Annotated in this window: 19 protein-coding genes and 1 riboswitch; of the genes, 10 read left to right on the forward strand and 9 right to left on the reverse strand. The window is 42.9% G+C overall.

What is annotated here, in order from left to right; translation table 11 throughout:
- Positions 1-3: 3 nt before the first annotated feature.
- Both H6G32_RS10975 and H6G32_RS10980 read right to left on the reverse strand, forming a co-directional pair.
- A complete protein-coding gene (locus H6G32_RS10975; RefSeq protein ID WP_190458131.1) occupies positions 4-162 on the reverse strand; it encodes a hypothetical protein in 159 nt (52 codons plus the stop codon).
- Positions 159-1,793: a cation:proton antiporter gene (locus H6G32_RS10980; protein WP_190458032.1), complete on the reverse strand. Its 1,635-nt coding sequence runs from the start codon at positions 1,791-1,793 to the stop codon at positions 159-161. The genes H6G32_RS10975 and H6G32_RS10980 overlap by 4 nt, the downstream gene beginning before the upstream one ends.
- Positions 1,794-1,878: 85 nt before the next feature.
- A riboswitch (Fluoride riboswitch) is annotated at positions 1,879-1,942 on the reverse strand.
- A gap of 716 nt (positions 1,943-2,658) precedes the next feature.
- Between H6G32_RS10980 and H6G32_RS10985 the strand changes: the two genes are divergently transcribed.
- Together H6G32_RS10985 and H6G32_RS10990 are read left to right on the forward strand one after the other, a co-directional pair.
- Complete coding sequence (locus tag H6G32_RS10985; RefSeq protein ID WP_190458034.1) at positions 2,659-3,531, forward strand: zinc metalloprotease HtpX; 873 nt, start codon at positions 2,659-2,661, stop codon at positions 3,529-3,531.
- Between the two features lie 70 nt (positions 3,532-3,601).
- On the forward strand, positions 3,602-3,994 hold the full coding sequence (locus H6G32_RS10990) for a hypothetical protein (RefSeq protein ID WP_190458036.1): 393 nt from the start codon (positions 3,602-3,604) through the stop codon (positions 3,992-3,994).
- Between the two features lie 54 nt (positions 3,995-4,048).
- Here H6G32_RS10990 and H6G32_RS10995 read toward each other — a convergent pair whose 3' ends face one another.
- The 3 genes from H6G32_RS10995 to H6G32_RS11005 form a co-directional block, all read right to left on the reverse strand.
- Entirely contained in the window at positions 4,049-4,630 is a 582-nt protein-coding gene (locus H6G32_RS10995; RefSeq protein ID WP_190458038.1) for a Uma2 family endonuclease, read from the reverse strand.
- A gap of 285 nt (positions 4,631-4,915) precedes the next feature.
- Positions 4,916-7,051 carry a pentapeptide repeat-containing protein gene (locus H6G32_RS11000; protein WP_190458041.1) on the reverse strand — a complete coding sequence of 712 codons (2,136 nt, stop codon included), beginning with the start codon at positions 7,049-7,051 and terminating at the stop codon, positions 4,916-4,918.
- Positions 7,052-7,168: 117 nt separating this feature from the next.
- Positions 7,169-7,756, reverse strand: coding sequence for a Uma2 family endonuclease (locus tag H6G32_RS11005; protein WP_190458123.1), 588 nt, complete (start codon positions 7,754-7,756; stop codon positions 7,169-7,171).
- A gap of 591 nt (positions 7,757-8,347) precedes the next feature.
- Between H6G32_RS11005 and aspS the strand changes: the two genes are divergently transcribed.
- From aspS to H6G32_RS11020, 3 genes are all read left to right on the forward strand, one after another.
- The gene (gene aspS / locus H6G32_RS11010) at positions 8,348-10,135 is read left to right on the forward strand and encodes an aspartate--tRNA ligase (protein WP_190458042.1); all 1,788 of its coding nucleotides are present in this window, start codon (positions 8,348-8,350) and stop codon (positions 10,133-10,135) included.
- A 153-nt stretch (positions 10,136-10,288) separates the two neighbouring features.
- Complete coding sequence (locus H6G32_RS11015) at positions 10,289-11,767, forward strand: Fic family protein (protein WP_190458045.1); 1,479 nt, start codon at positions 10,289-10,291, stop codon at positions 11,765-11,767.
- A 48-nt stretch (positions 11,768-11,815) separates the two neighbouring features.
- A complete protein-coding gene (locus H6G32_RS11020) occupies positions 11,816-12,520 on the forward strand; it encodes a Uma2 family endonuclease (RefSeq protein WP_190458047.1) in 705 nt (234 codons plus the stop codon).
- 29 nt (positions 12,521-12,549) lie between these two features.
- Here the strand turns inward: H6G32_RS11020 and H6G32_RS11025 are convergent, their stop codons facing one another.
- Together H6G32_RS11025 and pirA are read right to left on the reverse strand one after the other, a co-directional pair.
- Positions 12,550-13,572 carry a tetratricopeptide repeat protein gene (locus H6G32_RS11025; RefSeq protein WP_190458049.1) on the reverse strand — a complete coding sequence of 341 codons (1,023 nt, stop codon included), beginning with the start codon at positions 13,570-13,572 and terminating at the stop codon, positions 12,550-12,552.
- 382 nt (positions 13,573-13,954) lie between these two features.
- Positions 13,955-14,110, reverse strand: a complete 156-nt coding sequence (gene pirA, locus H6G32_RS11030; RefSeq protein WP_190458050.1) for an arginine synthesis PII-interacting regulator PirA — start codon at positions 14,108-14,110, stop codon at positions 13,955-13,957.
- Between the two features lie 125 nt (positions 14,111-14,235).
- On the opposite strand from pirA, the gene H6G32_RS11035 reads away from it, so the two are divergent.
- The 5 genes from H6G32_RS11035 to H6G32_RS11055 all read left to right on the forward strand — a co-directional run bounded on the left by H6G32_RS11035 (position 14,236) and on the right by H6G32_RS11055 (position 19,993).
- Positions 14,236-15,039, forward strand: coding sequence for an SAM hydrolase/SAM-dependent halogenase family protein (locus tag H6G32_RS11035; RefSeq protein WP_190458051.1), 804 nt, complete (start codon positions 14,236-14,238; stop codon positions 15,037-15,039).
- Positions 15,040-15,155: 116 nt separating this feature from the next.
- Entirely contained in the window at positions 15,156-15,812 is a 657-nt protein-coding gene (locus tag H6G32_RS11040; RefSeq protein ID WP_190458052.1) for a DUF2301 domain-containing membrane protein, read from the forward strand.
- An 11-nt stretch (positions 15,813-15,823) separates the two neighbouring features.
- Positions 15,824-16,390 (forward strand): peroxiredoxin, encoded by a 567-nt coding sequence (locus H6G32_RS11045; RefSeq protein WP_190458053.1) that lies wholly within the window; start codon positions 15,824-15,826, stop codon positions 16,388-16,390.
- Between the two features lie 130 nt (positions 16,391-16,520).
- Positions 16,521-17,636 carry a DNA-processing protein DprA gene (gene dprA / locus H6G32_RS11050; protein WP_190458054.1) on the forward strand — a complete coding sequence of 372 codons (1,116 nt, stop codon included), beginning with the start codon at positions 16,521-16,523 and terminating at the stop codon, positions 17,634-17,636.
- A gap of 137 nt (positions 17,637-17,773) precedes the next feature.
- Positions 17,774-19,993 (forward strand): PAS domain S-box protein, encoded by a 2,220-nt coding sequence (locus H6G32_RS11055; protein ID WP_206757963.1) that lies wholly within the window; start codon positions 17,774-17,776, stop codon positions 19,991-19,993.
- A 24-nt stretch (positions 19,994-20,017) separates the two neighbouring features.
- Here H6G32_RS11055 and H6G32_RS11060 read toward each other — a convergent pair whose 3' ends face one another.
- Together H6G32_RS11060 and H6G32_RS11065 are read right to left on the reverse strand one after the other, a co-directional pair.
- Positions 20,018-21,613 carry a serine hydrolase gene (locus H6G32_RS11060; protein WP_190458056.1) on the reverse strand — a complete coding sequence of 532 codons (1,596 nt, stop codon included), beginning with the start codon at positions 21,611-21,613 and terminating at the stop codon, positions 20,018-20,020.
- A 174-nt stretch (positions 21,614-21,787) separates the two neighbouring features.
- A complete protein-coding gene (locus tag H6G32_RS11065; protein WP_190458125.1) occupies positions 21,788-22,528 on the reverse strand; it encodes an RNA methyltransferase in 741 nt (246 codons plus the stop codon).
- Positions 22,529-22,840 lie beyond the last annotated feature (312 nt).

Genomic DNA, 22,840 nt, shown 5'->3' on the forward strand with positions numbered 1-22,840 from the left:
TACTTACTCATCTTTAATATCATCAGATGGCTCAATTTTTGCCTGTTTGTGAGTAGCTAAAGTCAGCCCTTCTTGCAAATGCACAGAAGAATACTTACTCAAACCAATGCGTTGTAGGGGCAATTCATGAATTGCCCCTACGTCAATAAAGCGCAGTCTCACATAGAATTGGTATCACGGTTTTCTAGCAAGATTACAGGTATGGGACTTGCTTCTAATACTGCTTGGGAGACTGAACCAATCAGCACTTGTTCCCAAGGTTGATGTCCGCGTTTTCCCATGACAATTGCAGTTACATTATACTCTTGGGCGATGCTGATAATTTCTTCGGGAACTGCGCCGGTAACGGTTAAAAACTCATATTTAATATCCGATAGCAGCTTTTTGGCTTGTTGCTGTAGTTGGTTGACGGCTGGCTCGTTTGCGGTGTTAACTACGTGTAAAACGATCGCATCTCCATTACTACGGCGGGCTAAATCTGCTACCTTTATCAAGACTTCTGTCGCTAAATCTGAGGTATCCACCGCTGCGAGTAACAGAGTATGAGTAGCTACTGTAACCTTTGTGGGATCTACTTCTCCCCTGGTTAATAATTTGGGTGCAAAAGCCATAGTTGCCCAAGCCCCTATTGGTGCAGTGGTTATAATGGAAAGGGCTGCGATCGCTAAAATGATCTCTCCTCCCGCTACACCTTGGGCTAGGGGAATCGCCCCAATCGCTGCTTGCACTGTGGCTTTCGCGGAGTTACCCGGTAGCAAAAACAGTCTTTCGCGCCAATTCCAATCACTACCCAAAGTCGAGAGATACCAGCCTACCGTGCGCCCGATAAATAAACCAATCGCCAGAATTAAAATACCGGGTAGCAAAATCTTAGACAATACTTGCAGTTGAATACTTGCACCCAACAAAACAAACAGGAAAATCTCCGCTACTATCCATAAACTATCAAAGCCGTTTCGCAATCTTCTAGCTAAGGGTGCATCTAACTCAATTAAGAAAAATCCTAAAGCCATTGTCGCTAAATAACCAGAAAAATACGGTAACCCATGAGCGACAATTACCAGAAATAAAGCTAATCCAGCAGCGATGATAGTATCTTGAACTGCATTTTGTGTCCAGTTTTGTTTGGTTAAGAGTGAAACCAGCAACCGCGCGGCTAAATATCCCAACAACAGCCCCAAGCATATCTGCATGATAATTTGCAATGGCAGCAGTTGCAAAGCAGTTAAAGTGAATCCGCCAAAAAGAGTAATTTGCTCAACTCCTCCTTTACCCAAAAAACTCAGCAAGAGGCTGAAGACTAGCAGTAGCAGCACATCAGATAAGGCGCTACCAGTTAAAATGGCGTCGGGTATACCTTTAGTGACACCCCAACCTAAACTTTTCAGTCTCAGCATTCCCGGAACGATCACAGCGGGAGATTCAGCGCCAATTACACAACCTAACAGCAAGCCGGTGGGAAAGTCTAACTGAAAAATTACCATAGAAGCGAGGCTTATGGCGATCGCTTCCATAGTCGCCGGCAAAAATCCCAAACGCAGCGCTACAGTTCCCTGTTGAGCCAGTTTTTCTCTATCTAACCCTAATCCCGCTTTCATCAAAATAATCATCACCGCCAAAGTTCTTAACTCATCGGCAGCATTCAACACATCTGGGCTGATAACATTACGCACTTGGGGGCCAAGTAAAATCCCCACCAAAATCATCCCAATTAAAGGTGGAGCACCTAAACGACGGGCAATTTGTCCCACAAAATAGCCCATCAGCAAAATCCACAGCACACTAACTAACATCCCATAACTCCTTGAAGTGCAATTTGTAGATACTTTCTACAGGGGAGTTAGGTTTTAGCAAAGCCCTACTCTCCCGCAGTCAGTGGGAAAAGTAGGAACTATCAGCCTTTTAAAGGGCGGTTTTGGCAAGCTCCATTGCCGTCAATAGCTTTTATTGAAAGATTGAGATTATATCATATATTTTGTTCGATATAAATATATTAACGAAACAAAGGGGTTTTTGATAATATAGCTATATAAATCGTACTGTGTTAACGGAACCGATAATAATGAGCAACGTTATAAAATGGGTCGTAAATCAGGAAATGCCATAACTTTACTAGAAAGTGTGTACTTCAGACCGATTGTTTCTGTAGAAAATGTTCAAGAAATAATTTAATTATCATATCCTAATGCAAATACACTAATTAAGGAAATGTGTGACTTAGGTTTGCTTAGGACTTACGCACTGTACCAATTTACCCTTTTTTCAGGCTTTTTCGATGCGTCAGGGGACGCATCATACAAGTAGTGTGCTGCCCAGCACAACTTATAGAACTTTCAATGAATAAAATTGATTAACATATTTACCATTTTTTGTCAATGCGTAAGTCCTATTGCTACAAGAAATTACAGGACAAAAGCGTAATCGAGTCTTTGCTTATCAACCATTTTTAGATGTATTTAAGGAATCTTAAACATATAAAGTAGCAGCTAAACTCAATTGTATTTTTATAGACGCACCGGGAAAACCGTACCTCAATAACAGGTTTTCATCACTGTACCTCAAGGTTGAAGTCAATACAATTAAGGAGTGGCTAAAAAAATGCTGTTGTCCAGAAAAAGTTAAAAAAATTAACACAGCATAAGTAGGAGAGTTATCAATATGGGAAACCAACTGAAAACCGCTATGTTACTGGCTACTCTGAGTGGCTTATTGATAGCAATTAGTTACTGGGTACTTGGTGGTACTACTGGCTTGATTGTGGGGATTGGATTAGCAGCAGTCACAAACCTGTTTTCTTGGTATCAATCTGATAAGATTGCCTTGGCAGTCTATCGCGCTCAAGCAGTGACTGAAGCCGAAGCACCGGGACTTTATAGAATGGTGCACAGGTTGTCTAAGCGTGCCAAGATTCCCATGCCGGGAGTTTACATTGTTCCTAGCCAAGGTGCCAACGCTTTCGCTACAGGACGAGATCCAGAACATGCGGCTGTTGCTGTTACCGAAGGAATTTTAAATATATTACCAGAGGATGAACTCGAAGGCGTTCTTGCCCACGAACTCACCCATATAATTAATCGTGACACCCTGACACAAGCAGTAGCTGCTACCATCGCCGGGGCTATCTCTTTCCTCGCGCAAATGGTGAGTTACAGCTTATGGTTTGGCTCTGCTGGTTCGCGAGATGACAACAGAGGTGGAAATCCTTTGGGAGTGCTATTAACCGTATTACTTGCACCTGTCGCGGCGACAATCATTCAGTTAGCAATATCCCGCACCAGAGAATTTTCTGCTGATGCTGGTGCTGCGAGATTAACTGGTAATCCCCGTGCTTTAGCTAGGGCGCTGCAACGTTTAGAAGTTACAGCCCGACAAATGCCTTTAAATGCTAACCCAGCTTTTGAACCTTTATTGATTATCCATCCAATTTCTGGGCAGTTTCTGGGTAATTTGTTCTCTAGTCACCCAGCGACTGAAGCGCGAGTTGAAGCATTGCTGAAGTTAGAGCAACAACTGCCAACAATAGCTTATTGAGTGTTTGTAATTTCAGTACAGGGTAAAGTTTTCAACCGAGAGTAAGCTTTGTAATAAGGATGCTTGAAGTATGACTGCTAACAACCTCGAAGCCAAAGAAATATTAGATATTAGTTCTCAAACCCATGAACTAGAAACTGCCTTAGCTGGAGAAACTGATGAAGTCAAGCGGGAAACTAAAGCGCTGATTGAGGCGATCGCCAAACGCGCTCAAGCTGAGGCTGCTGGTACTATTACCCGTGAAACTTATTTGAATACTGTACGCCAAGCACGGGAAGCGATTGAAAGGCAGAAACTCACCGAACGCGATCATCGCCTAGAATACAGTTGGGCAGTAATGCAGGATGAAGCTGAAAGAAACTGGTACTTGTTGATGAAAGAAGCGATAAATTTTAGCGATCGCCTTCAAAAAGCTGCCAAAGCTGCCTGGGAAGCCTTCAATTATCCTCACTCTCAAAGTTAATTCATTCCTAGGGATACAGCATGGCTGTGTCCCTAATCGTTTTTTGTTTTCCAGTCATGATCCAAAAATCGGCTGTAAATCTAAAATAAAACCTGGTAATATATCTTCTCCCGATAAACTGGTAGGAGATTGTAAAACTTCTGTTGATTGATTAAGTCGATAAATTTCTACTTGTTTATCTTGAGGATTAATTAACCACCCTAAAAGTAAACCATTATCAATATACTCCCGCATTTTTGCCTGAGTATCTGCTAAATCATCTGTTTCTGAAAGTAATTCAATTACAAAATCAGAACATAAGGGCAGAAATTTCTTTCTTTGTTCTGGTGTAAGTGCATTCCATCTTTCTATACTTACCCAAGATACATCAGGAGAAAGAGTTGCACCCTTAGGTAATTTAAAACCAGTAGAAGAATCAAAAGCTTTTCCTAAGTTATTTTGACGGTTCCAATACCAAATTTGTCCTCCTAATTCTAGGTTTCTATCTCCCGTTTCTCCTCCCGTTGGTGCCATAACAATTAATTCACCTTGAGCCGATAATTCTAAACGTAAATCTTTATTAGCAGCAATTATTTGCAGAAATTCATCATCTGTGAATTTAAGCGATGGTGGTATTTGTAAAGTTACAGCAGTCATAATTCATACCTAGACATTTTGCCTCTACCTCTATATTCCTCGTTCCCAGTCTCCGACTCTTAATGCTCATCAGGGAGGTTCTACCTCCCATCCTAGCAATAAATGCCGGACGATATAAACTCAAGAGTTTGAAACCCACGGAGGTGGGTTTTGCCTGTGTAGACGCGATTTCTAATCGCCATTTTTTAAATATTCACTAATGAAGAGATTTGAAACCCACGGAGGTGGGTTTTGTCTGTGTAGACGCGATTTCTAATCGCCATTTTTTAAATATTCTCTGCATCTCTAACCTAAACCCAGAAATCCTGAAATTAGCGGCAGAATTTTACTACATTCTTCAACTAATTTTGTTGCTGTGGGTAAACTAGAAATCGTCCCTTTTAAAATTTTTATCGCTGTTTTTGCCGCCTTTTGCATTGCTCCTTCTTGGGGATTTTTACCCGCTTCTGCTAAGGCTTTAACTTGCTCTAATGCCTCAACTTTATCTTCTTGATTTAAGTTTTTATCCGCCTCAATCGCTGCTTGCAATTGCGTCAATAATTCCTTAATTCCCGGTTTCTCTGGTTCGGGTGAAGCTGGTAACTGGCTGATGGTATTTGTCACCACACCGCTAATATCCATTTCACCTAAATTTAAAGATTGTCCACTAGCATTAAAATCTCTGCCAACACTACCAATTTCAACTTTGCGGCTGGAATCATCACCGTTAGCCATATTTTTATTCTCTACTTTTGTTTCAACTTGAACATTTATAGGCTTACTTGCTAATAAACTAATAATATCTGGCATCTTTGCACTTTGTTGGCGATGAAAAAGTATCTCATCATCTTTAGCTTGTAATAGTGATTTATATTTTTCTTCTACTGCTGCTAATGCTAATTGATAATTTTGAGTAAAATCACTATGAATCTTTTCTTTATCAGCGCCTTCAGGTGCATTCACCTTAACGACAACGACGCCGTCACCTTTATTTTCAATACTCTGGATAGATAATTCAGTGTCTTCATTTTGGTTTTGAACTTTGCTAAAGGCGTTAACAAAAGCTTTCCAGTCAATACCGTCGCGAAAAATTAAATCAACAGTATTTAAAACTTCTTCAAATAGTTTGGTAAATTCTCCTGGTTGAAATTCCCCACTACTAGGACGACGTTCACGGTCATCGGTTCCCGGCTTGGGATATTCTAGAAGATAGACAAAGCGACAATCTGCATTATCTAACTTAGTTGTACTTTCAATATTCCAAGCTTCCAAACAAGCACCTGTCATTTGAGCATTGGTGAAATTAGTACCGACAGCTTGAGCAAGAGTCAGGTTTGCCCATTCTAAACAAGCACCTTGGAAAGTCGCTTCAATAATATCAGCATCTTTTAAACTAGCCTCTATCAAGTCTGCACCTATCAGGTTTGCTCCTCTGAGGTTAGCACCAACGTAAGATTTCCCTCTACCATTGCAGCTAACGAGCAAATTGAGAACAGCGCGGTTACTCAATATAGTATTATCTGGTCTAGCAAAATCAAGTTTTTTCGCTTCATAAAAACGAGTGCGCGTTAGATTTGCTTTTCTGAAATCTGTATTTTTCAGGGTTGCACCAGTAAAATCAGCATCAGTTAAATCAGCACCACGAAAACTTGTGCCACCTGTAGCAGCAAAGGCAATAGCTAATGAACGAGTCCAATCATCTATTTCATCTCCAGCTAAACTACGACAGCCAATGTAAGCACTACAAATCACTAAAACTACGGCTCCAGCCAAGGCTCCATATCCGGTGAAGGCTCCAAATATTCCGGCTACCGTCAAAGCTACCGTCAAAGCTACCGTCAAAGCTATCGCCAAAGCTACCCCTACGGCTATATATCCTGCTATAGCTCCTGCTACGCTGAAGGCCGCAGATCCCGCTCCTACTACGACTAAGGCTCCGGCTCCGGCTACAGATCCGGCTGCGGCTGAGGCTGCGGCTCCGATTCCGGCTGTGGTTAAGGCTACGGCTGCGGCTGCGGCTCCGATTCCTACTACGACGAAGGTTAAGGCTACGGTTACGGCTACTGCTGCTGCTCCGGCCACCTTGAAGGCTATTAAAACCTTGCGAATAGTGACAAGACAAAAGACTGCCACCATGACTAGGAGAACTATTTTAGCAATAAAGTTTTCAGAGTTTTTGGTATCAAAAATAAATGCAATCATTGCACCAATGATGATTGAGAAAAACCCTGATATTGCTGACAGTAGCAATGTAACTATGAGCAACCCAATTACCCAACGTCGCTGTAGTCCAGCCGTAGCACGTGTAAAATCAGCACCTTTAAGGATAGCGTCGGTAAAATCTGCCCCTCTAATATCAGCTTTGATAAATTTGGCTCCTGTCAGGTTTTGACCTTTAAAAGAGCGCCCTCGAAGATTTTGACCGATGTAGTCTGGCGGCATAATCGCGTCAGCAAAAGATTATTGATTAGATTTTATACCTCTTTGCTGGGCATTATTTCGGTTTTTGGCAAAATTTGGTTAAATTCGCCTGTTGCACTATTCTCTGTTTCCCAATCTTCAATCGTCGCTCAACTCAAAATTAACCCGTTGGTAAATCTCTGGTAAAGTAATTTCAAAATCAACGGAATGCAATTTTAAAACAGCATTTTCTCCTTCATATTCTTTAAAAATCCATTCTCCTGCTGATTGTTTGGCAAATTGTTCTACAGCAAAACTATATTGGTCAATCATGATATATTCTTGTAAATAAGGAATTGAGCGATAATATTTAAACTTATCTGTTTTATCGTAACTTTTAGTTGAATTTGACAACACTTCAACAACTAATAAGGGATTAATAATGTTGGTTGTTCCAGTTCCTTCATAAATAGGCTCACCTTTAATCACCATCACATCAGGATATGTATAAAGTTGATAATTAGGTATCCATAATTTAACATCGCTCATATATATGTCATAATTCTGACCTTGCACTGTCAAAGGGAATTTTTTACAAAAATTTCCTGCTATTTTATTATGGTTTGTTGTCACTTCTGGTATTGGTAGAATTTCTCCATCTCTGTATTCATTTTTATATTCTGCTGTTTCTTCTAATTCCAGATATTCTTCTGGGGTATAACGGCGTTTTTCTGTTTGTACAATCATATTAATTAACCATGAATTGTAGTCACGGGTGCAAGTATTTTGTTTGCGTTCATTTAAAATTGTAGCTTTATTCATATCTTGCACCTAGCCCTGGCGATTAGAAATCGCGGCTATACAAACAAAGTCCGCGCAGGCGGACTAAAGAAAAATTAAGGATTTCAAACCCGCGTAGGCGGGTTTTGTCTGTGTAGCCGTGACTTCCAGTCGCCAGGTGCTATACAAACAAAGTCCGCCTGCGCGGACTAAAGAAAAATTAAGGATTTCAAACCCGCGTAGGCGGGTTTTGTCTGTGTAGCCGTGACTTCCAGTCGCCAGGTGCAAGATGTGTGTTTATTTCAGCTATGTCCTGGTGTACTAATATAGTAAGGTAAAAAACACAACATAGTAGACAGCGGCACTGTTGCCTATCCCTTGTGACTTGACGCCAGATTAATCGCACCCAGCAGAGGATTTTACCTCTTCGTTGCCAGTTTGCCGTTTTTGCTGATTTTTATTGACTCAGAATTACTACAATTAGTGTTGATGCTAGATAATGGGAAGGCTTTGACTATTTACCAAACCATCTAGCCCGGAAAAGAAGAACTAATAACTATGCGAACTCACTATTGCGGCGAACTCCGAAAAGAACATATTGGAGAAACTGTTACTTTATACGGATGGGTAGACCGTTACCGCGATCATGGGGGCGTGACATTTTTGGATTTACGCGATCGCTCTGGGCTAGTCCAAATCGTCAGTGATCCACAACGGACTCCCGATTCTTACGAACAGGCTAACACACTGCGAAGTGAATATGTTGTGGAAATCACAGGCAGGGTAACACAACGTCCCGCTGAATCCCTAAATTCCCGCCTCCCCACAGGGGATGTGGAAATCTACGCCGATAAAATTGTCTTACTCAACGCCATCCATAAGCAATTACCTTTCCAAGTCGCCAGCGGAAATAACGATCCAGTGCGGGAAGACTTGCGGTTAAAATATCGTTATTTGGATTTGCGGCGCGATCGCATGGCCAGCAACTTGCAACTGCGTCACCAAGTCGTCAAAGCCGTCCGTCGTTACCTAGAAGATACCGCCAATTTCATCGAAGTAGAAACCCCCATCCTCACCCGTTCCACCCCCGAAGGTGCGCGTGATTACATCCTACCCAGTCGCGTTAACGCTGGCGAATGGTTTGCTTTACCCCAATCACCGCAATTATTCAAGCAATTGTTGATGGTATCCGGCATGGATAGATACTATCAGGTTGCTCGTTGCTTCCGCGATGAAGACTTACGCGCCGACAGACAACCAGAATTTACCCAATTGGACATGGAAATGAGCTTCATGTCTCAAGAAGAAATTATCGAACTTAACGAGAAGTTAGTTGCTCATATCTTCAAAACCGTAAAAGGTATTGAGTTACCCCATCCTTTCCCCCGTCTCACCTACGCCGAAGCAATGGAACGCTACGGTAGTGATAAACCCGATACCCGCTATGGCTTAGAACTAGTAAATGTTTCGGATATCTTGAAAGACTCCGGTTTTAAAGTCTTTCGGGAAGCTGTCGCTAATGGCGGTATCGTCAAAATCCTCCCCATTCCCAACGGTAACGATGCAATCTCTAATGTCCGCATTAAACCAGGTGGTGATTTATTTAAAGAAGCCAGTGAAGCCGGCGCTAAAGGTTTAGCCTTTATTCGCGTCAGAGAAGATGGCGAAATTGATACCATTGGCGCGATCAAAGACAACCTCACACCAGAACAAAAACAGGAAATTATCAGCCGCACAGGTGCAAAAGCAGGTCATTTGTTATTATTTGCTGCTGCTGATGCGCCAACTGTCAATAAGACTTTAGACAGATTGCGGCAAGCGATCGCTAGAGAATTTAAATTAATTGATTCTGAAAAAATCAACTTACTCTGGATTACAGATTTCCCCATGTTTGAGTGGAATGCTGACGAAAAGCGTCTCGAAGCATTGCACCACCCCTTTACAGCACCCCATCCTGATGATTTGAGCGATTTAAAGACAGCACGCGCTCAAGCTTACGACTTGGTGTTTAATGGCTTTGAGGTTGGCGGCGGAAGTCTGCGAATTTATCAGCGAGAAATTCAAGAACAGGTATTTGAAGCAATTGGTTTTTCTCCTGAAGAAGCACAAAATAAATTTGGTTTTTTGTTAGAAGCTTTTGAATATGGTACACCCCCCCACGGTGGCATCGCCTACGGTTTAGATCGTTTGGTAATGTTGCTAACTGGAGAAGAATCTATTCGTGATGTAATTGCTTTTCCAAAAACACAACAAGCCCGTTGTTTGTTAACAGATGCACCTTCGAGTGTAGATGCCAAGCAGTTGAAAGAATTACACGTTTCTTCAACTTTTAAACCCAAAGCTTAAAGTGTAGGGTGCGTTCCCAACGCACCTTATTAAAAAATTCGGTGCGTTCCTAACGCACCCTACTACTGCACTCTCAGAGTTCAGGGTGTTGCAATTTCAGAAGAGCTATAATATGGCCTGTATTATTTTGTTATTTAAAGTAACTCAGAGCCTATGCACTGGCAACCCATAGATGATTTACCTCAAGATTGGCAAAACTTAGCTAGCTCTGAACTACCACCCTTAGTTACTGTGTGGAACGAACAAGCTGAACGCCTTCGTAACTCTGGTGCGTTCAAGATTTTTATGGAAAAAATGCGCCGGGAAATAGCCATTGAAACTGGAATTATAGAGCGGCTATACACAATTCCTCAAGGAATTACCCGATTATTAATTGAGCAAGGTATAAATGAGGCACTAATTCCACATGGAGCTACAGACCGTCCTATAAAGCAAGTTATAGCCTTGATTAAGGATCAAGAAATGGCTATTGAGGGCCTATTTGATTTTGTGGGCGGACAACGTTCTCTTACTCCATTCTATGTTAAAGAACTGCATCAACTTCTCACTCGGAATCAGACTAGTACAGAAGCCTTAGTTCCATCTACTGGAGAAATTATTAGTGTTCCTCTGATACAAGGTGATTGGAAAAAACAGCCTAATAATCCGTTGAGAGCAGATGGTTCCATTGATGAGTATTGTCCACCAGAGCAGGTAGCTTCTGAGATGGATAATCTGGTTCAATGGCATCATCAGCATCAAGAAAATTGTGTTGCACCAGAAGTTGAAGCTGCATGGCTACACCATCGATTTACTCAAATTCATCCATTTCAAGATGGTAATGGAAGGGTCGCTCGCTGTCTTGGTAGCCTAGTTTTTATTCAGGCTAGATGGTTCCCACTTGTACTTACTCGTGATGATAGATTAGCTTATATTACATCTCTGGAACAGGCAGACCAAGGTGACCTTTCTGGCTTAATTAATTTATTTGCTAAAAGTCAGAAACAATCATTTATCCGTAGCCTTGGTTTATCAGAACAAATCTTGTCAGAAACAAGACAGACTCGTACTATCCTGGCATCTATCAGTGATAAACTCAAACAACGTCAGACGGAATCAATTCAAGAAAGATGTCAAAAAGCTGAGAGATTTGCTGAAGTCTTGTTTGAGATAGCATCTAATCGCTTGCAAGTTCTTTCTGAAGAAATCAAGCTATCTGTGCAAAATTTATTAGAAGATGCTCAAGTATTTACGGTAGCGGCTTCAGCAAGGGATGAGCGTTCATATTATCACCGTTATCAAATAGTGGAGACAGCAAAACAGCAAGGATACTTTGCTAATCTTGGTAGCTATCATAGTTGGGTACAGCTAGTAATTAAAATAGAAGCCCCCACAGTTATTTTGCTTTCATTTCATGTTCTAGGACGTGAACACTTAGGCTTACTTGTATGTTCTGTATGTGCCTATCATAGAGATGATACAGAAGAAGGATATCCTAACATCAGTCGCAGCATTAGTGATATTCAACCTTTAACAGAATCACCATTTCAGTTTTCTTATGCAGATGAAAAAGAAAACTTAGTGAAGCGCTTCCATGAATGGCTAGAAGAAGCTATTATTACAGGACTTGAATACTGGAATAGAAGCCTCTAAATGATTCTGTCACAATAGAATTAAGTGCCCATCGCCCCTAACCGCCCTATGACTGATATCACCTTGACAGACACTGCCTTATTACCAGAAGATTTGTTACCAGATGTCAATCATCTAATTACAGAGGATGATCAGCCTTTGGATAATCTACCATCGGAAAAACAACAACGGCTGCTCACAGAACCCCTCTACAGTTCTTGGAATGGCGCAAGTAACGCCGAAGGATTTCTCGTTGCGGCTAATGTAGCTTTGTATTTCAGCAGCAAAAAACCCCCAGTTGTGCCAGATGTGTTTTTAAGTCTGGATGTGCAGGTAGCGGAAAACTGGTGGGAAAAACGCCATCGTTCATATTTTTTCTGGGAATTTGGCAAACCACCAGAAGTAGTAATTGAAATTGTCTCTAATAAAGAAGGCAACGAAACCGGGCGCAAAATGCTGGATTATGCCCAGATGCGGGTTATTTACTACGTTATTTTTGACCCAACACAGCAACTTGGCGGTGAAGTTCTCCAGATATACGAGTTACAAGGGCGGCAATATGTGCGTAAGAGTGAACAAGGGCTAGCTGATGTAGAACTCGGTTTATGTCTGTGGGAAGGGGTTTATGAGGGTAAGCGCAATATTTGGTTGCGGTGGTGTGATGTCGGTGGTGTGATAATTCCTACAGGTGCGGAAAGGGCTGAACAAGAGCGATCGCGATCTGAATGTTTAGCAGCCCAGTTACGCGCATTGGGAGTAGAGCCTGAGGTTTAAGTGCATCAGACTCGCTTTTTTTACCGTAATTACAGGCAGTCCATGAACCGCCGTACTTTGTCTAAGAGTGGCTGATGTTGGATTTTATCGGCTAATTTATGGGCTTTTTGGTAGGAAGATAGGGCCAAGGTTTTGCGTTTCGTTGTGGCGTAAAGGCTCCCCATATTCAGCAAAGTTGAAATTTCTCCGAGACAATCGCCCAGTTGTTGATAAATGGCGATCGCGCCTTTGTAGAATTTTAGTGCCTGATGGTGATGGGCCAAATTGCTGTAGATAAAACCAATGTTGTTTAAAGTTGTGGCTTCACCGGCGCGATCGCCTATTATCCGACGTGTCAACAGAACTTGAGAGTAAAGCAATAACGCTTTTTTCGGTTGTCCTAAATCACTATAGATCGAGGCAATGTTGTTTAAGGTGGTGGCTTCACCAACTATATTCTTGACGGCTCGTTGAATTGGCAGGGCTGCTTGCAAATATTCTAGCGCTTTCTCAAATTGGCCTAAGATGCTGTAGGCATAACCAATCCCATTTAGTGTTGTGGCCTCACCAGAAAAATCTCCTAGCGATCGCCGCATTAGCAAAATTTGATACTGTAGCAATAGCGCCCGTTTTGGTTCTCCCGACCTGGTATAAATCAGTGCCACATCATTGAGGGTAGAAACTTCGCCTTGAGTGTCCTTCAAGTTCCTAAAAATTTGCACTGCTTTGTCAAAATACTCTAATGCTTGTGAAAACTGCCCTAGACGGTTGTAGGTAGAACCCAAATTGCTAAGTGCAGTTGCCTCTGCTCCCGCGTTGCCAAGTTCTTGAGCAACCACAAGGGCCTGATAAAAACACTCTAATGCGCTTTGTTGTTGCCAGCAACCGAGATGAGCTAAACCGATATCGTTTAATGTATAACCTTCTCTGGCGCGATCGCGAATTGCTCTAGCTAACCGTAAGTTCTCAGTTGCCAGATCCAGATATTCTTGAAATTTACCCTGTTTGTAGTATGGGTTTGCTTGCTCACGTCGTTGTTCCCACTCTTTGACTTGATTTAAAGGTTGCGTCATCTGACCTTGGTTACACTCTTGGGTGAATAGGCAGGTTAGTCTTTGGCGGGTACCTCTTGGGAGCGATTTCCTTAAAGGTTTCCCCAATTTAAGTTAACCATTATATTCTACCTTTAGAGATAAGACGTAAAGAGTGAAGTGTGGTATTATTGAACACCGACAAAGTAAATTTCTCAAATCAACAAGGCAATGAAACCGGGCAAAAATGCCAGCTTATGACAGGATGAGCGTGATTTAAAAGATTATTTTTCACTCAACTCAGCAGCTTGGGGAGTTGAAAAATTTTTTCTAATTTTGAAACAACAGCAGATTTATTACCAAAAAAAAGAAAACCCGCTTTAGCGGGTTATTACACAACAAACTTCAACAATGAAAACTTGATTTAGCCGTAGCACGCCATCTCTGCTTCTAGTTGGCGAATCAGTTGTTCGTTACCTGTAGCTCTGGCTACTTGCAAACGATGCTCTAGGCTTCTTTGAATATTCTGTTTGTGAACTGCTTCTGCTTTCACAGCAGCTTGCGCTCTGTTGCTACTCATAGCGATTGCCTGTCTAAGTCTATTTTTATGTGTTGCAATCCTAACATAACACAAGTTTTGTAGCTGTTGTTACAGAAAATTATAATTTATTATATATTAATAATCAAGCCGTGTCCGATCAGCAGATGAGTCAACAACCACTTCTGACCTTGTTGAGCGATTTTGGCGATCGCGATGTGTATGTGGGCGTGATGAAAGGAGTAATTGCTCAAATCCACCCCCTAATTCGGGTTGTAGACTTAACGCACCAGATTCCGCCGCAAAATATCGCCGCCGCTAGGTTTTGTCTGATGAATGCTTATCCCTATTTTCCCGTTGGTACGGTGCATCTAGCAGTGGTAGATCCGGGTGTGGGAAGTAGGCGCAAAGCGATCGCCATAGAATTGGCTCAAGGTTTTCTCGTCGGCCCAGATAATGGCATTTTTAGCGGCGTACTCAGTCAAAATCTGGCAATTGCCGCCGTAGAGTTAACAAATCTTAACTATTGGCGCACGCCTCAACCTAGCGGGACATTCCACGGTAGAGATATCTTTGCACCAGTGGCGGCCCATCTTGCTAGTGGTGTTTCTCTGCAACAACTTGGAGAGAAAATTGAAATAGCCACTTTGGTAAATCTAGATATCGGAAGATGTCAGCAGACAACAACAGGTCTAACGGGCTGTATTCAATATATAGACCACTTCGGCAACTTAGTCACCAACATCCCCGGAAGTGCCGTTGAAGGTAAAACCTGGTGTGTGCAAGTATCTGGGTTGAGGATACCAGGGTGTGAAACTTACAGTGATGTCCAGATTGGGGAAGTCATCGCTTTAGTTGGTAGTCACGGTTGGGTAGAAATTGCCATCAATAGCCAGAATGCACAGATAGAGTTGCAGCTAAACTGGCAAGATGCTGTAGAAGTCATTAGGGAATTAAAAATTAACAATTAAAAATTTAAAAAGTAAATTCCACTCTTCTTTTGAGTTGAATCTCACTGGTTAGTTATTTTTGCCGCGCTGCATTAGTGGTTAGACTAGATAGTGGGACTACTTTTCATTCGTTTCCTATGACTACGCAAACATTATCTGCACCATTGGTATATCAAGGTCAGTTTGGAGAATTTACAATAAATCAAAGCGATCGCCAAAGCGTGATTATCTACCGTACAGGATTAATGGTAGCTGCACTGAGTTTTGCGATCGCCAGCGCTTTGGTTTTGCTGAATCCAAATCCCGCTGTTTTCATAGCACTAACCCCTCTCTACGCCTGTTTTAGTCTCGGACTTGGTGTGAGTTTAGCTACGATTCACATCTATATGGCACCGCTGCACCGACTTTTGCAAGCCTTTTGGGCGATTGGTAGCATTACATCCATCATCCTGGCATTTTCTAGCAGTACACCACTGGCTGTCACCGTTTACAATCAGCCCCTGACTTTATTCGGCGTTGGTTGTACCTTCGCAGCTTTGACAGGTATTTATTTCAAAGAAGCTTTTTGCTTCAATCGTCTAGAAACTAAAGTATTAACCCCACTCGTACCATTACTTTTACTGGGGCATTTGGTAGGAATTTTGCCAACGCCAGTAGAACAGTTTTTATTAGGAATTTGGGCAATTCTATTTTTAGTATTTGCCCTGCGTAAAGTAGTACAAGCAATTCCCCCAGATATTGGTGATAAATCTGTATTTACTTATTTGCATGCACAACGTGCAGCCAAGGTTTAAAAATAAATTGCATGACAATCACAGATAATCTCTATGAGTTGCCCCAAAATCTGCTAGTTCCTGTTGATGATGGGGCTTGCAACCATCTTTTGGGAATGAAAATTCCTGCGGTTCCCTTGATGTCAACGGCGGGAAAAATTGTGGATTTGGCCAGCCTAACGGCAAGAACGGTTGTGTACTGCTATCCACGCACCGGTAGACCTGACAAAGACCTGCCCCAAGGTTGGAATGAAATTCCGGGAGCTAGAGGATGCACACCACAATCTTGTGCATTTAGAGACCATTACCAAGATTTACAAGCACTTGGTGCAGGGGTTTTTGGTCTCAGCACACAAAATACAGCATATCAGCAAGAGGCAATTGAGCGGCTTCACCTCCCCTTTGAACTATTGAGCGATTTAGAACTAGCTTTTACAAAAGCTCTAAATTTACCAACTTTTGAAATAGAGTCGATGACCTTGATCAAGAGGCTAACTTTGATCATCTGCAATGGTCAAATTGAAAAAGTTTTCTATCCTGTATTTCCCCCCGATCAAAATGTAGAAGAAGTGATTGAGTGGCTTTTACGAAACCAGTGATAATTAACTAGTACCGCCTGGCGGAATTAAAAATTAAAAATTAAGAAAGCTTATAACATGAAGTTTTCGTCTATTTTAAATGATAGCTTGATTTCCGCCGTGTCGTACTAATGGGTTTGAGGATAGAAAAGTGGTAGAAGAACGCGCTTACTGGCTAGCTTGGGCACAAATTTCCGGGGTTGGGCCAGTATTGCTGCAACGGTTGCAACAGCATTTTGGTAGTTTGGGGACAGCGTGGAAAGCTAGTGCAGCAGAGTTGCGAGGAGTAGAGGGGTTTGGTTTTCAGACATTAGAAAAAGTGGTACAACAGCGATCGCGTTTGCATCCAGAACAACTACTCACCCAACACCAGCAAGAAAACCCCCATTTTTGGACACCAGCAGACGCAGATTATCCCCACTTACTGCGAGAAACGGCTAGCCCACCGCCAATGTTGTACTATCGTGGAGAAGTTGACCTGCAAGAAAATCTTGGTCAAAAACCCCTAGTTGGCATTGTCGGGACAAGGCAACCTACAGAGTATGGTATCCGTTGGACTCGCAAAATTAGTACAGCTTTGGCTAAAAACGGCTTTACAGTTGTTTCGGGGATGGCAGATGGAATTGATACTGAAAGCCACTTCGCTGCGATGAAAGCTGGAGGACGCACCCTAGCAGTTTTGGGTACGGGTGTAGATGTCATCTATCCACACAAAAATCGGGATTTGTACAAGCAGATTTTGACTGCGGGATTAGTATTGAGTGAATATCCCGCCAAAACTCCACCCAATCGCACCCATTTTCCTCGACGTAATCGAATTATTGCGGGTTTAAGTCGTGCTGTATTGGTGATAGAAGCACCGATAAAGTCAGGTGCGTTAATTACAGCGGCTTATGCCAATGAATTCGGTCGAGATGTCTATGCACTGCCGGGAAGACTGGACGATTTGCCATCTCAAGGGTGTTTAAAGCTCCTTAATCAAGGTGCTTCTTTGATTCTCCCAGAACTAGGAGAATTGTTAACAATGCTGGGAGCCATACCACAACTCGATGTAGAGACACAATTAATCGCCTCTGCACCTTTGCCTGATTTACCACCAGAATTGCAACGGGTAATGAATGCGTTTGCCCTGGATACTATATCATTTGATTTGATTGTCCAACAAACAGATATGTCTGCTGGCTTGGTTTCTAGCGCTTTGTTACAGTTGGAACTTATGGGTTTAGTTTCCCAACTACCAGGAATGCGATATCAACGATGTTCATAAGCAATTCAAAATTTAAAATGTACTGTTATGGCTGCTGAATGAGTGCTAATTAAGTATGGATAAGCTGAGTTTTTATAACTAGGAACTTGGGTTAAAATGAATCCGACAATGATTAGGGAATACTAAGAGATGAATATTTGTGGGTTCATCTCTCCAAAGAATATCGGAGTCCTACAGTGCAGATACAGCCTTCAGGTATCGAGAGATATCCAGATCCCAATGATACTGAGTCCACTGAACCAGATTTTAGGCAGGGAGGCTCTCCTGAGTTTCTCAACTCTATCATCAACAAAATGACGGATCTGATTTTTGTGAAAGACCGTCAGCACCGATGGGTTTTGCTGAATGACGCCTTCTGCAATTTTATGGGTTGCACTCAAGCAGAACTAATTGGCAAGTCAGACCAGGATTTTTTTCCAAATGAGGAGGCTGATGAACTCCTTTTCATCACAGGTATTGACAATGAAGATCAGGAATTTTTTCCCGATGCTCAAGGAAAAACTCACATTTTCTCGATCCGAAAATCACTATTTCAGGATCAGGTGGGTAATCAATTCCTCTTTGGTGTCATGCAAGATGTGACTTGCGCTAAACAAGTTGAAGCTGAACTGCGGAAAACAAATGAGCGACTGCTAATATCTGTTAGGGAATCCACCCAAGCGCTATTAGAGAGCGAAGCCAGGTTGCAACGCCTGACAGATAACGTCCCAGGACTAATTTACCAGTTTCGACTTGATGCCGATGGTACGATGTCTTTTCCTTTTATCTCTTCTGGATGTCGAGATATCATGAACCTGGAGCCAGAAGAAGTACAACAAAATTCAGCGCTGATTTTTGCTACGGTTCATCCAGATGATGCCGAAGCTGTACAATCGGCGATCGCCTACTCTGCCCAAACTTTGCAAATATGGAAATCTGAGAGTCGAATTATCACTGCTGATGGTCAAATAAAATGGGTAAAGGCAATTTCTCGTCCTACATCTCAGCCAGATGGTTCTATTGTTTGGGATGGTTGCTTAATTGATATTAGCGATCAGCAAGCTGCCCAAAGAGATCGCCAACGGATTGAGGAAGAGTTGCAAAAACAAACCAACATCCTGCAATTAATCCTGGATAGTATGAGCGATGGCGTGATTGTTGCTGATAAACAGGGAAGGGTTCTAGTTTTTAACCCAGCGGCTGAACGGATATTTAGCAATGGAGAGCCTGATTCCCTGAAAGCGGAATTGTCACAGGACTACGGGATCTTTTTGCCCGATATGAAGACCCCATTCCCAAAAGCACAAATGCCCCTGCTACAGGCAATTCAGGGCAAAAATGTAGATAATATTGAGATGTTTATCCGCCATAGACAGTCACCAGATGGCATTTGGGTGAGCATTAGCGGCAGACCGATCACAGATGTTGATGATATCTTTAAAGGTGGGGTAATTGTCTGCCGGGATGTTACCGAACGCAAACAAGCAGAAGCCCAATTGAAGCAGCAGAAAGAAAAGCTAGAAGCCACCTTGATAGAATTGCAACGCACCCAAGCTCAGATGTTGCAAAATGAAAAAATGTCCAGTCTTGGTCAACTGGTGGCGGGGGTAGCACATGAAATCAACAACCCCGTCAATTTCATTCATGCCAATCTCACCTACGCTGATCAGTATACCCAAGACATACTGGAACTGCTGCATCTTTACCAGGTGCATTACCCCAATCCCATCTCGGAAATTCAAGCTGTTGTCCAAGCTATTGAACTAGATTTTTTACAGGAAGACTTACCCAAGCTGGTCTCATCGATGAAAGTGGGTACACAAAGAATTAGTGACATTGTCCTCAGCTTGCGAAATTTCTCGCGATTGGATGAAGCTGAAAGGAAAGCAGTCAATCTCCATGAAGGTATCGATAAAACTTTGATGATCCTGCAACATCGGCTGAAGAAGAATAGCCATCGTCCGGAAATTAAAGTTATTAAAGAGTACAGCAACCTGCCAGCGGTGGAATGCTATGCGGGGCAACTCAATCAGGTATTTATGAATATCATCGCCAATGCTATCGATGCCTTGGAAGAAGCAGTGGCAGGGGGCAAAAAATTCACGCCTTGGATTAAAATTCGCACGCAAGTCGTTGAGCAAAATCAAAATTATGTGGTAATTAGTATCGCTGATAATGGAGCAGGTATTCCAGATGCAGCAAAGCAACGGTTATTTGACCCTTTTTTCACCACAAAACCAGTTGGCAAGGGCACGGGGATGGGATTGTCGATTAGCTACCAAATTGTTACAGAGAAACACGGCGGCTCTTTAAACTGTGTTTCTGAACTTGGACAAGGCACTGAGTTTGCGATCGCAATTCCCCTAGTCCAGAAATAATCTTGTGGGTTAATTAACAGATATTTATCTTGGGGGGTAATATTGTGGATTCATAAATGGGGCTTGATAGCCAGGTACGGGCATGGTGTTCATTGTCCCGTTGGGTAAAGTCGGATTCATAAATGGGGCTTGATAACCAGGTAGGGGCATGGTGTTCATTGTCCCGTTGGGTAAAGTCGGACTCATGACTGGGGCTTGATAACTAGATAGGGGTATAGTGCTTGTTGGACTACTAGGTGCAACAGGATTTTGGCTCAACTGTTGGTAAGCAGCACGAGAAATGGAGCTAATTAGTTTTTCGGCACGGGGGTCATTATTGGGGCGTCGAACCATGACAGCAGCGATGTAACGCTTGCCAGTTGGGATATCCACTAAACCCACATCTGCCAGCATTGTGCCAATGTCGCCTGTTTTGTGATATATCCGGGCGCCTACTCCCAAGCCAGAGGGCAGCAAATTGTCTCTCTCTGTGCGGCGCATAATATCGAGCATTAAATCCCGCGATCGCATACTCACGAAATTACCTTGATTCACCATAGCCATCAAATTTCCCAATTCTCTGGGGCTGGTGGTGTTTGTCCCTGGCAAATCTGGAAGTTGATTGCGAATTATCGTGCTTGACAATCCCCAAGTGCGAAAACGTTCGTTGAGCGCCTCCATGCCTCCCAGTCGGGCAATCAGCATATTTGTTGCCGTGTTGTCGCTGATTGTAATCATTTTTGTGGCGACTTCCAGCGCTGAGTACTGGGTGCCGACGGGTTTGTATTGCAGATTTCCCGAACCGCCTGCAATCATAGCCTGTTGCATGGCCAACATTTCGTCCAGGCGAATTTTCCCTGCATCCACATCCTGGAAAAACGCAATCAGAATCGGTACCTTAATTGTACTGGCCGCTGGAAAACTGGTAGTGCCATTCACATCTATGTAACTGCCAGTATCCAAGTCTACGAGAAAAACGCCGGGGGTCAGATTTGGGTTTGCCGTCGCCAGAGTTTGCACGGCAGTTTTCAACGGCATCATTTCTTGAGATAGATATAAGCCATTCGTCCCTACTGGCGGATTGGGATTAGCTTGTGAGGGGGATTGATTAGTATTAGAGATCAACGAAGCAGGTGGGGTAACGCGATTAGCGGGGTCTAGAACTGACAATAGCGTGCCGACAATTGCCCCCATGCCAACTCCCACAATCAACAACCGCAAGCCGTATAACAGGGTTCTGGCCATGGGCTTTAACCGCGTCTTGCGCGATCGGTTCGAGCGGGGCGTAGCCCATTGCTTGTCTATTTTTGCCATAGCCTGCTTTTGTACCCGCACTGTCTTGAATTTCTTCGTGCTGGGTTGCAAAGGTGGAATCTTGCCCTTAGCAGTGGGTATTGATTTGACTGCTGTGGGCATTACTACCCCTGATCGTGGTTTGCGCCCCCCAGCTTGGATTGCTGGCGGACTGATATGATTATTTACGCGTGCTAGCGCTGTTGCTTCTCCTTTTGAGGCAATCGGCTGCTGGCTGTTAACTTTGACTTTCTTCGGCCCCGGCTTTTGGACTTGGCGCGGACGCTGACGGCGCTGTAAAGGTTGACGCCCCCAGATTGCTGCTAATTTGTCAATTGACTCTGACACCGCTACTCCTTGTGACCCACTCAACTGTATTTCTTGTAGATTTTCGACCCTAAACCAATTCTTCAAGCACCCTGATACTCAGATTACCCTTATGGTACTAAGTAGCAATTTTGTCTTTAGTGTAAGCCATATTAATTCTTTTAGGGAATGATTGCGTATATATTAAACGAAGAATTACAAGTTTTCTTGATCGCTCTGACTCGTGAGCGCCCATTCAACCTGTCGCAACATCCCTCTTAGCATAGCTACTTCCCCACTTTGCAGGTGAGCGCGATTATATAGGTGGCGGAATTTCTCCATTCGGCTAGCTGCTGTATGGGGATACAAATATCCTATCCTTAGCAAGAGGGATTCTAATTGTTGATAGTAGGTTTCAACAACTTCTATTGGTGCGTGTTCAGTTGCAGGTAAGCGTTGAGTCGTCGATACCTCAGCAGACTGTGATAGTTCGTAGCAACAGATTGCTACCGCAGTCGCTAAATTTAGGGATGAATAACTCTCACTTGTGGGAATGCGAACAAACCGTTGGGCATAATTTAATTCTTCGTTACTTAATCCCCTGTCTTCCCTGCCAAAAATTAGTGCTGAAAGCTCTTCTGGTTCCTCCAATAACCAGGGTAGGGCTGTGCGGGGGTTCTCTAAGGGTACTTCCCAACTGCGAAGGCGTCCGGTAGTGGCAATTGCCCGGACACATCCCTGCAAGGCTTCTGGTAATGTCTTTACTAATACCGCAGATTCTAAAATCTCCTTGGCATGAACTGCCATTTTCATCGCTTCCGCTGACAACGGATCGCATTGGGGATTTACTAATACTAAGTGATGTAGCTGGAAATTTTTCATGACCCTGGCGATTGAACCCACATTTAGAGGCCCAGCTGGCTCTACCAACACAATTCTTAACCCAGCCCAGCCCATGTTTTGCCTCCTGCGATCGCACAATTCAAGTAGTTTTCCGCTAATTCTCGGCATAGTGCCTACTGCCGCGGATTTTGCTTGATTATATTGTAGCTGTGCAAGGCACATATTATCTTCGTATAATTTAACGCTTTTTTCTAAAAAGATGAAGTATAACGTATGTGTGCTGAAAGAAGGTCAGCAGCAACAAGAATGAAGCATAAAAACTCTTGTGAGATTAATACTTCATCCTCCAAAATATTTTTTGTCAACAATCACCAATCTATTCTCTTTAACCAAGCTTACTAGAAGGTATTCGGAGATAAAATAACA

The organism is Cylindrospermum sp. FACHB-282, assembly GCF_014697195.1.
In the GTDB taxonomy this organism is placed as follows: Bacteria; Cyanobacteriota; Cyanobacteriia; order Cyanobacteriales; family Nostocaceae; genus Cylindrospermum.

Bases quoted from the DNA above. Each gene is read 5' to 3' on its own strand.
- H6G32_RS10980 (WP_190458032.1), bottom strand. From the start codon at position 1,793: ATGTTAGTTAGTGTGCTGTGGATTTTGCTGATGGGCTATTTTGTGGGA.
- H6G32_RS10985 (WP_190458034.1), top strand. From the start codon at position 2,659: ATGGGAAACCAACTGAAAACCGCTATGTTACTGGCTACTCTGAGTGGC.
- H6G32_RS10990 (WP_190458036.1), top strand. From the start codon at position 3,602: ATGACTGCTAACAACCTCGAAGCCAAAGAAATATTAGATATTAGTTCT.
- H6G32_RS10995 (WP_190458038.1), bottom strand. From the start codon at position 4,630: ATGACTGCTGTAACTTTACAAATACCACCATCGCTTAAATTCACAGAT.
- H6G32_RS11000 (WP_190458041.1), bottom strand. From the start codon at position 7,051: ATGCCGCCAGACTACATCGGTCAAAATCTTCGAGGGCGCTCTTTTAAA.
- H6G32_RS11005 (WP_190458123.1), bottom strand. From the start codon at position 7,756: ATGATTGTACAAACAGAAAAACGCCGTTATACCCCAGAAGAATATCTG.
- aspS (WP_190458042.1), top strand. From the start codon at position 8,348: ATGCGAACTCACTATTGCGGCGAACTCCGAAAAGAACATATTGGAGAA.
- H6G32_RS11015 (WP_190458045.1), top strand. From the start codon at position 10,289: ATGCACTGGCAACCCATAGATGATTTACCTCAAGATTGGCAAAACTTA.
- H6G32_RS11020 (WP_190458047.1), top strand. From the start codon at position 11,816: ATGACTGATATCACCTTGACAGACACTGCCTTATTACCAGAAGATTTG.
- H6G32_RS11025 (WP_190458049.1), bottom strand. From the start codon at position 13,572: ATGACGCAACCTTTAAATCAAGTCAAAGAGTGGGAACAACGACGTGAG.
- pirA (WP_190458050.1), bottom strand. From the start codon at position 14,110: ATGAGTAGCAACAGAGCGCAAGCTGCTGTGAAAGCAGAAGCAGTTCAC.
- H6G32_RS11035 (WP_190458051.1), top strand. From the start codon at position 14,236: ATGAGTCAACAACCACTTCTGACCTTGTTGAGCGATTTTGGCGATCGC.
- H6G32_RS11040 (WP_190458052.1), top strand. From the start codon at position 15,156: ATGACTACGCAAACATTATCTGCACCATTGGTATATCAAGGTCAGTTT.
- H6G32_RS11045 (WP_190458053.1), top strand. From the start codon at position 15,824: ATGACAATCACAGATAATCTCTATGAGTTGCCCCAAAATCTGCTAGTT.
- H6G32_RS11065 (WP_190458125.1), bottom strand. From the start codon at position 22,528: ATGGGCTGGGCTGGGTTAAGAATTGTGTTGGTAGAGCCAGCTGGGCCT.